Source organism: Synechococcus sp. CS-1328 (assembly GCF_025128095.1).
Taxonomy (GTDB): domain Bacteria; phylum Cyanobacteriota; class Cyanobacteriia; order PCC-6307; family Cyanobiaceae; genus CBW1002.
On sequence record NZ_JAHLYT010000050.1, the window covers coordinates 38,713 to 53,066 of the forward strand.

At 68.6% G+C, this 14,354-nt stretch carries 13 protein-coding genes; 9 read left to right on the forward strand and 4 right to left on the reverse strand.

Annotated elements, in window-relative coordinates; translation table 11 throughout:
• The 3 genes from KQ310_RS09390 to KQ310_RS09400 are packed head-to-tail and all read left to right on the forward strand — an operon-like array spanning position 1 to position 3,481.
• On the forward strand, positions 1–2,028 hold the full coding sequence (locus tag KQ310_RS09390; RefSeq protein WP_259721497.1) for a nitrate ABC transporter ATP-binding protein: 2,028 nt from the start codon (positions 1–3) through the stop codon (positions 2,026–2,028).
• 20 nt (positions 2,029–2,048) lie between these two features.
• Positions 2,049–2,882: a nitrate ABC transporter ATP-binding protein gene (locus tag KQ310_RS09395; protein WP_259721498.1), complete on the forward strand. Its 834-nt coding sequence runs from the start codon at positions 2,049–2,051 to the stop codon at positions 2,880–2,882.
• On the forward strand, positions 2,879–3,481 hold the full coding sequence (locus KQ310_RS09400) for a Crp/Fnr family transcriptional regulator (RefSeq protein WP_259721499.1): 603 nt from the start codon (positions 2,879–2,881) through the stop codon (positions 3,479–3,481). Before KQ310_RS09395 ends, KQ310_RS09400 begins: the two co-directional genes overlap by 4 nt.
• A 3-nt stretch (positions 3,482–3,484) precedes the next feature.
• Here the strand turns inward: KQ310_RS09400 and KQ310_RS09405 are convergent, their stop codons facing one another.
• On the reverse strand, positions 3,485–5,674 hold the full coding sequence (locus KQ310_RS09405) for a molybdopterin oxidoreductase family protein (RefSeq protein WP_259721500.1): 2,190 nt from the start codon (positions 5,672–5,674) through the stop codon (positions 3,485–3,487).
• Between the two features lie 114 nt (positions 5,675–5,788).
• On the opposite strand from KQ310_RS09405, the gene KQ310_RS09410 reads away from it, so the two are divergent.
• The 3 genes from KQ310_RS09410 (at position 5,789) to KQ310_RS09420 (ending at position 8,508) form a co-directional block, all read left to right on the forward strand.
• Positions 5,789–6,664: a VanW family protein gene (locus tag KQ310_RS09410; RefSeq protein ID WP_259721501.1), complete on the forward strand. Its 876-nt coding sequence runs from the start codon at positions 5,789–5,791 to the stop codon at positions 6,662–6,664.
• A 3-nt stretch (positions 6,665–6,667) separates the two neighbouring features.
• Complete coding sequence (locus tag KQ310_RS09415; protein WP_259721502.1) at positions 6,668–7,288, forward strand: molybdenum cofactor guanylyltransferase; 621 nt, start codon at positions 6,668–6,670, stop codon at positions 7,286–7,288.
• Between the two features lie 98 nt (positions 7,289–7,386).
• Positions 7,387–8,508, forward strand: a complete 1,122-nt coding sequence (locus KQ310_RS09420; protein ID WP_399238052.1) for a GTP 3',8-cyclase MoaA — start codon at positions 7,387–7,389, stop codon at positions 8,506–8,508.
• Positions 8,509–8,531: 23 nt separating this feature from the next.
• On the opposite strand, the gene KQ310_RS09425 is transcribed toward KQ310_RS09420, so the two are convergent.
• Genes KQ310_RS09425 through KQ310_RS09435 form a run of 3 tightly spaced genes read right to left on the reverse strand, consistent with a single transcriptional unit; the run spans position 8,532 to position 12,398 of the window.
• On the reverse strand, positions 8,532–9,545 hold the full coding sequence (locus KQ310_RS09425) for an acetylserotonin O-methyltransferase (protein ID WP_259721503.1): 1,014 nt from the start codon (positions 9,543–9,545) through the stop codon (positions 8,532–8,534).
• 25 nt (positions 9,546–9,570) lie between these two features.
• Positions 9,571–11,097, reverse strand: coding sequence for a metallophosphoesterase (locus KQ310_RS09430; RefSeq protein WP_259721504.1), 1,527 nt, complete (start codon positions 11,095–11,097; stop codon positions 9,571–9,573).
• Entirely contained in the window at positions 11,094–12,398 is a 1,305-nt protein-coding gene (locus tag KQ310_RS09435) for a diacylglycerol kinase family protein (protein ID WP_259721505.1), read from the reverse strand. The genes KQ310_RS09430 and KQ310_RS09435 overlap by 4 nt, the downstream gene beginning before the upstream one ends.
• 36 nt (positions 12,399–12,434) lie before the next feature.
• Between KQ310_RS09435 and KQ310_RS09440 the strand changes: the two genes are divergently transcribed.
• The 3 genes from KQ310_RS09440 to KQ310_RS09450 all read left to right on the forward strand — a co-directional run.
• Positions 12,435–13,343 carry an MBL fold metallo-hydrolase gene (locus tag KQ310_RS09440; protein ID WP_259721506.1) on the forward strand — a complete coding sequence of 303 codons (909 nt, stop codon included), beginning with the start codon at positions 12,435–12,437 and terminating at the stop codon, positions 13,341–13,343.
• Between the two features lie 21 nt (positions 13,344–13,364).
• A complete protein-coding gene (locus tag KQ310_RS09445; protein ID WP_259721507.1) occupies positions 13,365–13,778 on the forward strand; it encodes a phage integrase N-terminal SAM-like domain-containing protein in 414 nt (137 codons plus the stop codon).
• A gap of 24 nt (positions 13,779–13,802) precedes the next feature.
• The coding region (locus tag KQ310_RS09450; RefSeq protein ID WP_259721508.1) for a transposase family protein at positions 13,803–14,354 on the forward strand (552 nt) is incomplete at its 3' end.

The window sequence follows — 14,354 nt, forward strand, 5'->3', positions numbered from 1 at the left end:
ATGCCAGCTCTGTTCACCGTTGACCATGTCACCCAAACATTTCCTCTTAAGGATGGTGGCAGCTATGTAGCCCTCAAAGATATTTTTCTCAATGTGGCAGAAGGGGAATTTCTCTCCCTTGTGGGTCACTCCGGTTGCGGCAAGTCGACCCTGCTGAATCTGCTCGCTGGCCTGACACGAGCCAGTGAAGGCGGGATCCTCATGAGTGGCCGGGAAGTCACCGAGCCCGGTCCAGATCGAATGGTGGTGTTCCAGAACTACTCACTGCTTCCCTGGAAAACAGTCCGCGAGAACATCGCCCTGGCCGTCAATAATGTGATGCGTAACTTCAGCAATAAGGAGCGCGAATCGATTATCGATTACAATATCAAGCTGGTGGGCTTGACGGCTGCTGCTGAAAAGTATCCCCATGAAATCTCGGGGGGAATGAAGCAACGTGTCGCGATTGCCCGAGCCCTGGCTCTGCGTCCCAAGCTGTTGCTGCTGGATGAACCCTTCGGTGCGCTTGATGCCCTGACCCGGGGCAATCTCCAGGAACAATTGATGCGCATCTGTGAGGAGGCCAAAGTCACCACGGTGATGGTCACTCACGATGTGGATGAGGCCCTGCTTCTATCAGACCGGGTGGTTCTGATGACCAATGGGCCGGAGGCCTACATCGGTCAGATCCTCGACGTGCCCCTGGCCCGGCCACGCACCCACCTCACGGTGGTGGAAGACCCTGGCTATTACAGCCTGCGCGGCGAGGTGGTCCAGTTCCTCACCCAGCAGAAGCAAGCCCGCAAGCAACGGCTGAATCCCTCGGCCGCCATCGCTGCCCATGGTCTCGAGAAGGTGAACCTCAGCCTCGGCTTCATTCCCCTCACCGACTGCGCCCCTCTCGTGGTGGCCCTCGAGAAAGGATTCTTCGCCAAACACGGCCTGGACCTGGTCAGCCTCAGGCGCGAGACCAACTGGAAAACCCTGGAGGCCGACCTGCGCCAGGGGGTGATCGACGGCGGTCAGGTTGTGGCCGGCATGCCCCTGGCCATCACCCTGGGCGCCCAGGGCAAGCCGCCCCTGGCCATGGTCACGGCGCTCACCCTGTCGCGCAACGGCAACGCCATCACCCTGCATCGCCGCTTCCACGACGCCAGCGTGCGCAGCCTTGCCGATTTCAAGGCCTGGATCAGCGCCCACCCCGAGCACAAGCCGGTGCTGGCGATGGTGCATCCAGCCTCGATGCACAACCTGATCCTGCGGGCCTGGCTGACTTCGGCTGGCATTGATCCCGACCGAGACGTCAGTCTGATCGTGATTCCGCCGCCCCAGATGGTGGCCACCCTCAAGGCGGGCACCATCGATGGCTTCTGCGTCGGGGAGCCCTGGAACACCCGGGCTGTCCAGCAGCATCTGGGCACGGTGATCGCCACCGATACCGATCTCTGGCCCGGCCACTGCGAAAAGGTGCTCGGGGTCCGCGAAGACTGGGCAGCTGCCTATCCCCGCACCCACCAAGCCTTGATCAAGGCCCTGCTCGAGGCCTGCCGTTATTGCCAGGACCCAACCCATCGCTCGGAAGTGGCTGAACTGCTCGCCCGGCGGGAGTACGTGGGCACCGAGCTGGCCACGATCCGCCCTGGCCTGGTGGATCCCTACGACCGCGGCACCGGTGCTCCGGAGCTGATCCCGGACTTCAACCAGTTCCACGGTGCCCAGGTCAATGCCCCCAATGTCCGCGATGGGCTCTGGATCCTCGCCCAGCTGGCCCGCTGGGGGATCACCGCGTTCCCCGAGAACTGGAGCGAGGTGCTGGATCGCGTGCAGCGCCCCGATCTCTTCGCCCAGGCCAGCGCCGAGCTGGCGCCCGACCCGAGCGCCAACGGCCACCAGCTGTTGCCCGTGCCGTTGTTCGAGAACCAGCCCCTGGATCCCAGTGATCCGATGGCCTACCTCAAGCATCTTGAGGCCTCCAGAGCCATCCGCTACGAAACGATTTCGTTGCCCGAGCGACCCACCACCCTCGAGCCGGCTGCGCCGCTGCGCTGAGCTTCTTCTCCTTCCAACCGATGCAGACCCTCCCCTCCACCGCCGCAGTCACGACCAAGGGATCGGAGCCGTTTCTGGTGATCGATGGGGTCTCGAAGGTGTATCCCACAGCCAACGGCCCCTACACCGTTCTCGATGATGTCCACCTTGAGGTTCGGGAGGGCGAGTTCATCTGCGTGATCGGCCACTCCGGTTGCGGCAAGTCGACGCTGCTCGATATGGTCTCCGGCTTTCGCGAGCCCACCACCGGCCAGGTACGACTGGAATCGGAGCCGATCGTGGAGCCCGGCCCCGATCGCATGGTGGTGTTCCAGAACTATTGCCTGCTGCCCTGGCTGTCGGCCTACGACAACATCGCCCTGGCGGTGAACAACGTCTATCCCGAGCTCAGGCGCAACGGCCAGGCCAGGGCCCTGGTGGAAAAGCACCTCGCCATGGTGGGGCTCACCGAGGCTGCAGCCAAGAAGCCGGGCAGCCTCTCCGGTGGCATGAAGCAGCGGGTGTCGATCGCCCGGGCCCTGGCCTTGCAACCCAAGGTGCTGGTGCTGGATGAACCATTCGGCGCCCTCGATCCGATCACCAGGGAGGAGCTCCAGGAGGAGCTGCTCAAGATCTGGTCGGAGCACAGAATCACGGTGTTGATGATCACCCACGACATTGATGAGGCACTCTTTCTGGCCGACCGGGTTGTGATGATGACCAATGGACCGGCGGCGACGATCGGCGAAATCCTTGATCTTCCCTTCCCGCAGCCCCGCGATCGCGCTCGGCTGATGGAGCTGCCCGAATACTTCGACTACCGCAACCGCGCCCTCGATTTTCTCTATCGCCGTTTCGCCCACGACGACACGTGAGGACAGCTCTTCCGGCCCATCAGTCCGTTGGCCAGTTGTCGATGACGGTGGGCAAGACCTTGCTGCTCGATGGTGGCGACGCTGCCGCCACGTCGCCGATGCGGGTCCTGACCGGTACCCTTCGCGTCTTTCTGCTGGCCTCCTCAGGCCAGGACATCACGATCGGTTTTCTGCAACCGGGTGATGTCTGCGATGTCCTGGCCTTTCGCCGCGATTGGGTCGGCCTCGAAGCTCTCACCTTGGTCCAGATCGAGCGGGTGGAACGAACCGAAGTGGTGCGTGATCTCACGGATCTCAGTGCCTGGACCCTTGAATTGCTGATGATTCGCCACCACCCGGATACCGAGAAGCGACTGAGGGCGCTGCTGGCCTTACTGGTGGAGCGGCTGGGACGACGTAATGGCCTCTGGTACGAATTGCCGATCCGGATCACCCATGAGCGCCTGGCAGAGTTGATCGGCAACACGCGCGTCACAGTCACCAAGATGTTGTCACGCTTGCGTCAGTCGGGATTGGTTGAAGACCATCCTGGCGGCAGTGGCCCTCTGGTGCTGCGCCTCTCACCCGAGTTGGTGGAAGCGATGCTGCCGATCAGCTGAGCCTCAGCCGGCGATCTCCGCCCGCTCCACCTGCACAGCCGCTGCCTTGAGTTCGGGTTGCTTCGAGACCGGGCAGCCGAGGGCATGCATCAACCGGTTGGCCTCGCAGGCCTGCTCCTGGGCGGCACCCCAGTGCATCGGCAGAAATACCGTACCCGGCCGGATCCGGTCGGTGATCTGTACCTTCACGCTCAGCTCGCCGCGGCGCGAGCTGACCCGGGCCAGACAGCCATCGTCGAGGTTGCAGCGCTTGGCGTCGGCCGGGTGGATCTCCAGCAGGGGTTCCGGGTGGCTGCGGCGCACCCGCGCCACATGAATGGTGCGGGTCATGGTGTGCCAGTGGCCCAGATAGCGACCCACCGTGAGCACCAGAGGGAAGCGGTTGCAGGGGGGTTCGGCCAGCCCCAGGGGGAGATCGGCCTGCAGGCGGGCCCGGCCGCTGGGGGTGGGGAAGCGATGGCCGGCCGGTGCCCCCGGGAAGGGACTGCCCTCGGCGCCGTAAAGGCGGGCCTGGCCGCCCCCGGCAGCGGTGCCGAGCGGGAAGGGCCACTGCTGCGGTCCGTGGGCAGCCAGAAGGCCATGGCTGAGGCCGCTCATGTCGCAGATCCGATCAGCGGTGAGGGCCACCAGCTCGTCGTAGACCTCCGCCGCCGATGCCCAGCAGAACTGATCCGCGAAGCCCAGCCGCCGCCCCAGCTCCGCGAAGATCGCCCAGTCGGCCCGCGCCTCGCCGGGGGGCTCCCGGAAGGCGGGACAGAGGGTGACGCGGCGTTCGGAATTGGTCATCACACCGCTCTTCTCGCTCCACTGGGCGGCGGGCAGCAGCAGATGGGCCACCGCCGCGGTCTCGGTGCCGGCATAGGCCTCGCTCAGCACCACCAGCGGACACCGCGCCACTGCGGCCCGCACCCGATCAAGCCAGGGCAGACTCACCAGCGGGTTGGTGGCGGCCACCCACCAGAGGTCCAGCTCGCCCCGCTCCATCGCCTCGACCTGCTGCCACACATCGAGGCCCGGATCCGGAGCGATCGAGCCCGGCGCAAAGTCCCAGTAGTGCTCCACCTCCCGCCGGTGCAGTGGATCGGCCACGGAGCGGTAGCCGGGCAGGAGCTGGGCCAGGCCACCGGCCTCCCGCCCCCCCATGGCATTGGGCTGGCCGGTGAGGGAGAAGGGGCCGGTGCCGGGCCGGCCGATCTGGCCACTCACCAGGTGGAGGTTCACGATGCCGGAGACGGTGGCACTGCCCTCGACGCTCTGGTTCACCCCCATCGACCAGAGGCTGAGCACGGCCGGGCTGCGCCGCCAGAGCTCCGCGAGCCGCTGCAGATCAGCCTCGGGAATGCCGCACAGCGCCGCCACCCGGGCCGGGGGCCAGTCGCTCCAGAGGGCTGCCAGCTCCTCAAAACCCTCGGTGTAGGCCGCCACGAAGGCCTGATCGACGCCGCCGTCGCGTAGCAGCAGGTTGCCGAGGCCGTGGAGCAGGGCCAGGTCGGTGCCGGGGCGGATCGCCAGGTGCAGGTCGGCCGCATCGCTGGTGGCAGTGGCGCGGGGATCCACCACCACCAGCTGCAGCGCCTCCTTCAGCTTGCGCTTGCGCTTCAGCAGGCGCTGGAACAGCACCGGGTGACACTCGGCGGTGTTGGTGCCGATCAGCAGCACCAGGTCGGCCTGATCGAGGTCGTCGTAGCAGCAGGGGGGGCCGTCGGAGCCGAGGCTGCGGGCGTAGCCGCTCACGGCGGAGCTCATGCACAGCCGGGAATTGGCATCGAAGTTGTTGCTGCCCAGGGCCCCCTTGAGCAGCTTGTTGGCCGCGTAGTAGTCCTCACTGAGGAACTGACCGGAGCCATAGATCGCCAGGGCGGAGGGCCCCCGCGTGGCCAGGGTGGCGCGGATGCGGTCCACCAGGATCGTGAAAGCCCGCTCCCAGGAGATCGGCGCGAAGGGCTGGTCGGTGCTCTCCCGCCAGAGGGGCGTGGTGAGGCGGTTGTGGTGCAGGGTTTCGCCCACCGTGGCCCCCTTGACGCACACCTGGCCGAGGGAAGAAGGGTGGTGACGGTCACCCCGGGCGCTCCAGAGCGGTTCCTCGGAGTCGGGCGCTGGAGGCTTGAGCTCCAGTCCACAGCCCACACCGCAGTAGGGGCACTGGGCCCGGGCGGCCACCGCTGGTGTGGGGGCTGCGGAGTCGACAGTCATGGAATGGGCGACCCGTGCCGGCGATGCCCCGCCATCCTGTCTGGCAGTGGCGCGATGGATCCAGGAAACATTCGTGTCGAGGCTGTCGATCTCTAGCGATGTCTGATCAGCCTGTTGGGCGCGGCCGCTCGTCCTGCCTGGCCCAGCCGCACCGCCTGCCCCGCCTTGGTCACCCCCCACGACGCCAGCACCAACCTTGGGCTGCAGCAGCTGCGGCGCTGGCTGCCGCTGGAGCTGCGGCAGAGGGTTCTGGCGGTGAAGCGCCACCTGAACGACCGTCGCCAGGCTGTGCGCTGGAGCGAGGCTGTTGGCTGGAGCGAAGCCAGGAACGGTCACGAGGCCGTGCACGGTGGTGAGGCCGCAGCTGCTGTGGGAATGGCCGCCGTGGCCGAGCTGGAACAACCGGTGCTGCCCAGTGAGCTGCTGGCCAACAAGCTGGCGAACCTTCAGCTCGCCATCGCCCAGCTCAACGGCACGCTGCTGCCACCAGGACACACCTGGTCGTTCTGGCGGCTGGTGGGGCGGCCCGGCCGGCGGCGCGGTTACCTCCTGGGCCGCAACCTGGTGGACGGCCGGCTGGTGCCCCAGCGGGGAGGTGGCCTCTGCCAGCTGGCGGGGCTGGTGTATCACCTGGCCCTGCTCGCCGGGGTGGAGGTGGTGGAACGCCACGCCCACAGCGTTGACCTCTACACCGACGACAACCGCTTCACCCCCCTGGGCGCGGATGCCGCCGTGGTGTGGGGCGTGAAGGACCTGAGGCTGGTCAATCCCCATCCGGTGCCCCTGCGGCTGGGCTGCCAGCTCGCGGGCCAGAGGCTCCTGGGCCGCCTGGAGGCCCCGCTGCCCCTGCGGCCGCGGGAGGTGCGCTTCGAAGCGGTCGAGCCGGGCGCGAACCGGGTCCGGGTGCACACCCTGGTGGACGGCACTGTGATCCAGAGCAGCAGCTACCACCGATCTCCGCCAGCCCAGCCGCCGGCCCCGGGGAGCTGACCCTTGCTGCGCAGCTGCCTGCTGAGCGGTGGTGACAGCCGCCGCATGGGCCGCGACAAGGCCCTGTTGCCCCATCCGGCCGGCGGCACCTGGCTGGAGCAGGGTCTATGGCGGCTGGCGGACCTGGACCAGCCGATCACCCTCTGCAGCCGCCATGCGTCCCACCTGGCCCTGGCCGCAGGGTTAGCGCAGCCCCTGGGCGTGCCGTTGGAGTGCTTTGGCGAACCACCCCCCTGGCATGGCCCTCTGCAGGCCCTGGCGCGGTTGATGCACCGTCACCCCGAGGAGACCCTGCTGCTGATGCCGGTGGACATGCCCTGGCTGGAGACCCAGAGCCTGCGCCAGCTGCTCGCGGCCGCAGATCAGCACCCCCACCAGTTCTGGCTCGCCCACGACGGCCAGCGCCTGCAGCCACTGCTGGGGGTCTACCCGAACACGCCGACGCTGCGCCGCGATCTGGAGGGCTGGCTGGCGCTGGGCCATCGCCGCCTGCAGGGCTGGCTGGATCGCCAGCCGGTGCTGCCGGTGAAGCTGGAGCCCTCCCAGCTGAGGAACTGCAACCATCCGCACGACTGGCCACACGACGGGCCAGCCGCACGACCGGACAAGGCAGCCGGGCCGTGATTCGCCAGCCCGGGGCGGAACCCGGCAGGCTGAGCGAAGCCGAAGCCTCAAGGGCTGATGCCCGCGTGGACCCTGCCGCCTCAGACCCCCCAGCACCCCTGCTCGATCGCCACCACCGCACGCCGGGGGTGCTGCGGCTGTCGCTCACGGCCCGCTGCAACCTGGCCTGTCCCTACTGCTGCCCGGACGATCGGGATCCGCCCGAGCTGCTGACCCTGGCGGAACGGCGGCAGCTGGTGGAAACCGCCGCCGGGCTGGGCTTCTCCTCGCTGCGGCTCACGGGCGGGGAACCACTGCTCTATGCACCGCTCGAGGAGCTGATCAGCAGCCTGCAGCCCCTGAAAGGCGGTGAGGCCGGCAGACACGGCAACCGCGGCCCGGACGGCCAGCTGCGCGAGATCGCCCTGACCAGCAACGGGGCACTGCTCACGGCGGAACGGGCCAGGGCGCTGCGGCAGGCCGGGCTGGATCGGATCACGCTCAGCCTCGATGGCACCGATGGCGCCAGCGTGGCCCGGATGGCCGGTCTCACCAGCACCGCCCCGCCCGCCGAGGCCGATGCGGCACGGGGTGAACGGCTGCTGCAGCGGGTGCTGGAGGCGATCGAGCATGCCCGCGCCGCCGGCTTCGATCCAGCCCGGGGGGAGCTCAAGCTCAACGCGGTGATCGCCCGCGGCCGCAACGACGACCAGCTGATCCCGCTGGCGGCCCTGGCGCGTCAGCGGGGGGTGGAGTTGCGCCTGATCGAGTTCATGGATGTGGGCAACCGCAACGGCTGGGACCCGCAGCAGGTGCTCAGTGCCGCTGAGATGGTGCGGCGGATCGGAGCCCACTGGCCGCTGCAGCCGGTGGGGCGTCCCGCCCAGGGCACCGCCAGCCGCTGGCGCTACCTCGACAGCCCCGGGTCTTCAACCGGCGCCGCGCCGCTGCATGTGGCGGTGGTGGCCTCGATCAGCGCCCCCTTCTGCGGTGATTGCAATCGCCTGCGGATCACCTCCGACGGCGTGGCCTACACCTGCCTGTTCGCCAGCTACGGCAGCGACCTCAAACCCTGGCTCCGGCCAATCGCAGCCGCAGCGCCGGATGCGGCGGGATTGCGCGCGGCCATCGCCGCGCTCTGGCAACAGCGGCAGGACCGCTACAGCGAAGAACGTATGGAGGCCGTTGGCCCGGCCGCGGGCCGAGCTACTCCGGCGGAGATGGCCTATCTGGGGGGCTGAGGCTGACGCCGACCCCATGAGGCTCAGCCCAGTACCGCCTCCACCACGCTGATCGGCGACGGCGTGGCGGTGATCACCTCGAGACGCAGGCCGGCCCGCTCCAGCAGCTGGGCGTACTCGCCGGGGGTGCGCTCGCGGCCGCCTTCGGTCATCACGAGCATGTTCAGGTCCAGCATCTTGGCGGGGGCCGGATCGTTGCCTGGCGGAATCACCTGCTCGAGGATCAGCACCCGGCCGCCGGGGGCAAGGCCGGCGCGGATGTGGCCCAGGATCGTCAGGCAGGCGTCATCGCCCCAGTCGTGGAGGATGTGCTTGAGCAGGTAGGCGTCGGCTCCGGCCGGCACGGAGTGGAAGAAGTCACCGGAGGCGACCTGGAAGCGCCCCTCCAGTTCCGGCGGCACCGCCACCGGCTCCACCACGGAGGGCTGATCGAACAGGGTGCCGCGCAAGTGGCCGTGGTGGCGCAGCACCGCCTGCAGCAACTGGCCCCGGCCGCCACCCACGTCAACCAGGTGGGTGATTGAGCTGAAGTCGTAGGCCGCCAGCAGGCCCAGGGTCTCCACGCGGGAGAAGTCGGTCATGGCGCCGTCGAAGATGGCGCCGCGCTCGGGGTTGTGGCCGTACCAGGGGAAGACGGGTTCGCCGAAATGGTGGCGGAAGGCGCTGTCGCCCGTGCGCACGCTGTGGAGCAGGTCGGCCCAGGCGTCGTAGTGCTCGCCGCCGAGCATGCGAGCGAACTGGCGCTGGGAGCCGGGATGGTCGCTGCGCAGCAGTTCCGCCAGGGGGGTGAGCACAAAGCAGCGCGGCTCGGTTTCGGTGAACAGGCCGAGGCTGGCCAGGCCCCGCAGCAGCCGGAACAGGGCATCGGCATCGGCGCCGCAGCGGGCGGCGAGCTCCTCGGCGGCCAGGCCCTGCGGCCCGGCGGCGGCCAGATGGTCGGCGAGCCCCAGTTCCGCTGCCACGTGGATCATCTGGGTGACCCAGTTACCGCTGGCGAGCTGGAGAAAGTGGCTGGTGAGATCCGCGCGGAGGTCCATGGAAGCGGGGCTTGTGCCAGCCGGTCTACAGCGCGATGCCTGCTCCGCGGTAGGGCCGCCATTTCCCTTCAGCCTTCTCCGCCACCAGCGGCGTGAGCGTGAGTTTCAGAGGGATGCCGGCCGCCACGTCGACCCGCAGGGCGGAGTAGGAGCGGCGCAGGGAGGAGCCCCGGCCGCAGCGGCCGAGGAAGAGGCGGGAACGAGCCACCACGCGCTCGCTGCCAGGTGGACCCTCCAGCAGCTCGGGCCCCTCCGGCCGCTGGCGGCGCAGGCTGTAGCCGCTGCCGCCGCAGATGGCCCAGGGGATGTGGGCGTCGCCGTGGCCGGTGTCGCCGGTGCTGAGCAGCTCCAGGCAGTGGGCGTGGCCGCTGAAGGCCAGATTGAGCAAAGGGCGGCCGGCCGGCAGATCGCCGAGGGAGGCGGCCACCCGATCCAGCACGCGGCGCAGCTGGACGCGCACCGCCAGGGTCTGGCCCTGGTCCCACTTACTGGTTTCGGTGACGTAGGGGGGATGGTGCAGCACCAGCAACCGGCCCCGCACCGCCGGGTTGCGCCAGGAGGCGATCAGGGCATCGGCGAACCAGTCGAGCTGGGCCTCATCCACGGCCCTTGGCCCGCCGCTGAGCTGCTTGTCGATGTCACGGATCTGTTCATCGAGCTGCTCGGCCTTGGTGGCCCGGTCATCGCGGGCGTCCTCGTCGCCGCCGAGGGGGCCGAGGGAGAGCAGCAGGGAGGCGCGTTCGGCGTCGAGCCGCTGGCGGCGCTCGCTCAGCTCCCCGTCGTCGTCGCCGGCCGGCAGGGGCTGGTTGAAGGTGTTGGAGTCGAGGGCGAACACGTCGACCCCGGCCCAGCGGAAGCTGTAGTAGCGGTGGGGCAGGCGGGTGAACTGGCCGGGGCGGTAGAGCAGGCAGCGGGCCCCGTCGACCGTGGCGGTGCGGGTTCTCGCGAGGTGCTCTCCCAGGCTCGTCTCAGGAACGGCGTCGAGCACGTCGAGGAAGGCGCGGGCCCAGGCCTGGCCCACGAAGGAGCCGTGCCAGCCCACGTCGAGATCCATCCAGGAGCGCAGCAACCGCCGTGGCGGCGCGGTCAGGCCTGCAAGCAGCCCCAGCGGCAGCGGCAGGTCGTAGTAGTCGTGGTTGCCGAGCACCGGCAGGAACGGCACCCGGAAGACGAGCCGGTCGTAGCGCAGCCGGCGCCAGTCTTCGCCGTCCACGATCCACTCGCGGTAAGGACAGATGAAGTTGTCGGGGTACTGCTCACTGGAGCCCACCTGGTAGACGACATCACCGGTGTGGAGCAGGAAGCGGGCGCCTGTGCCATGGGCGAGCAGCAGCTCGGCCACCCGCCGCTGGGGGGTGTCGCGACGGTGCAGCCCGGTGCCGCTGTCCCCCAGCACGAGGAAGGAGAAGGCCTCCGCTCCGCCCGGATCTCCTTCGATCGCCAGGCGGCAGGGATCGATGCCACGGCGGGCGATCTCGGGATGGCCCCAGCGCACCCGTTCGGCCATACGGTCGACCTTGGTGGCGATATCCGCCTCGGAGGCGAGGTTCACGGTGAGGACAGCGGCGCGAACACTGTGAGGGCGCCGGGCAGGCAGGTGAAGGTCACCGGGTCGGCTTCGAGCATTTCGCCGTCGATCACCAGCCGCTGGGGAGGGTCGGTGGTGATCGTGATGTGGCGGGCCCGCAGACACAGAAGATCGGGGTGGGTGCTGGGCGACTGCACCACGGCTGAGGTGAGCAGGGAGGCGAGGGCGTTGAGGCCCTGCAGGCGGGTGCTGGGCGAGGCGATCGTGACCTCCAGCAGGCCGTCGTCGGGAATCACCCGCCCGAAGCCCTGGGCGAGCACGGAGGTGGCGGGGGCCACATTGGCCACGGTGATGGCGGCGGCCTGCATTTCGGTGACGGTGCCGTCAATCTCGACGCGGGCCTGGAATGTCTGCTGGCTCACCAGTTGCTGGGCGCCGGCGAGCACATAGGCGAGCGGGCCCAGCATCGTCTTGAGTTCGCGGGTGGCGCGGTCTACCATCCCGGCCTCGAAGCCGACCCCGGCCAGCAGTGTCATCGGCAGGCCGTTGCAGCGGGCAGCGTCCACCATGTGGGTGTGGCCGGCCAGGATCGTCTCGCAGGCGGCCACCAGGTCGGTGGGAATTGACAGCGCCGAGGCGAAGGCGTTGGCCGTGCCGCGGGGAATGACGCCGAGGGGAATGCCAGTGCCCGCCACCGCCCCCGCCACCGCCGAGACGGTGCCGTCGCCTCCACAGGCCACGATCATCACGTTCCCCACGTCGCTGGGCGGCCGGGCCTGGAGCAGCTCGACCAAATCCCGGCACTGGTCACCCGGATCGGTGCTGGCACTGGTGAGCAGCACCGTCACCAGCAGCTGGGGCTCGAGGATCGAGCGGATCAGGGCCAGGTCGGCGTTGGCATCCCCCTGGCCGGCGACGGGGTTGAACAGCAGGTAGGCCGAGCGGCCATGGGCCAGGCCGCGCAGGGCCAGGTCGGCGGTGGCGGCATTGAGGGCCAGGGGCACGGCTGCCAGATCGCAGGCGCGAATCAGCAGCCGGCTGTCGGGGGGCGATCCCGCTGGTGCCTCCGGATCGAGGAAGGCGATCACCGCCGCCACCTCCCCGGCCAGCAGCCGGGCTGCCACCTGGATGTCGCCCCCTTCGGTGAGCGCATTGAGGGCCATCACCGGCAGCCGGGCGGTGCGGGGATCGCTGCGGATCCGTCCGGCCAGTTCGGCGGTGGCGAGCAACGGAAAACCGGCGATGGCCAGGGCCTGGCGGTCAAGCCAGTCGAGCAGCGCCTCGAGGCGCGACTCACTCGCCAGCAGCACCAGGGTGTGGGCCATCGGGACCAGGCTAGGGGGACATTGTCACCTGCTTCCATGGCCCGCCCTCAGCAGCGCCTGGCCGCCAATGTGGATGGCCCCTTCTACGTGGATGCCAACTGCATCGACTGCGGCACCTGCTGGCAGTTCGATCCAGCCCACTTCGCGCCCAGCGGCAGCACCTCGCACGTGTGGACCCAGCCTCAGGGTGATGCCGAGACCCGCGCCGCCCTGCTGGCGCTGCAGGCCTGTCCGGTGGCCGCGATCGGCACCAGCCGGGACCTGCTGGCGCTCACTCCAGCCGATGGCTTCCCATTGCTGGTCGTGAGCCTGCCGCAGGGGGAGGTGCACTACTGCGGCTGGGCGTCGCGCCAGAGCTTCGGGGCGAGCAGCTGGCTGATCACCCGGCGACGCCCCGACGGCGGCTCCGACAACGTGCTGATCGATTCACCGCGGTGGAGCGCGGCGCTGGCCCGCAGGATCGAGGCCCTGGGCGGCATCAGCCGCATCCTGCTCAGCCACCGCGACGATGTGGCCGACCACCAGGACTGGGCAAAGCGGTTCGGCGCCGAACGCTGGATCCACAGCGCTGATGCGAAGGCCGCGCCGCAGGCGGAGCACCACGTCGAAGGCACGGAACCGATCAGGCTCGATGCCGACCTGCTGGTGCTGCCGGTGCCAGGACACACCGCCGGCTCGGTTGCGGTGCTGTTCGCCGAGCAGGTGCTGTTCAGCGGCGACCACCTCTGGTGGGGCGTGGATCCGCCGGGGATCGTGGCCTCCCAGCGCTATTGCTGGTGGAACTGGCCAGAGCAACTGCGTTCGGTGGAGCGGTTGCTGGATCTGGACGTGCGCTGGTTGCTCCCCGGCCACGGCCGCTCCCACACCTTCACGCCGGGCGAGTGGCGCCGGGAACTGGAGGCAACGCTGGCGCGAGCTCGGCAGGGACCGGGCGGGGAACCCTGAAGGTGGTTCCGCACCGCAGACATGACTCCTCATCACGTTCTGCACTTTCACGGGATGCGCCATCCGCGTGAGATGGGCGAGCAGGAGATCAATGCGTTCCTTTCGCATCTGGCCACGGTGGGACAGGTCAGTGCCTCCACGCAGAACCAGGCACTGTCGGCTTTGCTGTTCCTCTACAGGCATGTGCTGGGCGGTGATGTGGGCAACCTGGAGGGAGTGGTCCGTGCCAGGCAGCCCAAGCGGCTACCGGTGGTGTTCACGGTGACGGAGACGAAGGCTGTGCTGCAACAACTCGAGGGCACTGAACAGCTCGTGGCGCAGATGCTGTATGGCGGCGGCCTGAGGCTCATGGAAGCCCTGCGGCTCCGGGTCCAGGACAGGGCTGATTCAAAGTGTGTCACAAGCTCTCTGGCCTGGGCTGCCAGCATGGGTTGAGGTCGGTGGAATCGCGCTCTTCCTGTGCCCGAAACCGCTCTTCCCGCAACCGATCTCGACCTGATCAGCTTTCTCAGGGCGATCCCTGATGCGCGGATGCGGCTCGGGATCCGCATTCCGGCCTGGTATCTGCTGCTGGTGGCGGTGCTGGGGATCCTGAGCCGTTGCCAGAGCCTGCGGGATCTGGAGCGCTTTGCCATCCGTCACCACAGCGTGCTCACCGAGGCACTGGGCATCGAACTCAGGCGTCCGCCCTCCGATTCCGCCTTCCGCTACTTCTTCCGCCAGGTGGACGTGGCGGCTCTCTGCGCTGCAATCCGGGACTGGACGATCGCCCAGATCCCTGGTGGCGCAGCGGATCTCGATCAGCTGGTGTGTGACGGCAAGACCTTGAGAGGCTCGATCGAGCCCACAGCCGGTGGCGGTTCGGCGTTTATTGCCCAGGTGACGCTCTACTCCGCCGCCCTGGGCGTAGCCATCAGCCAGGCCTGCTACGCCACCGGCGAGAACCACGAGCGGGCCGTGCTCAAAACGCTGCTCGGCGAGCTTGATCTCGAGGGCATTCTGATCCAGGCA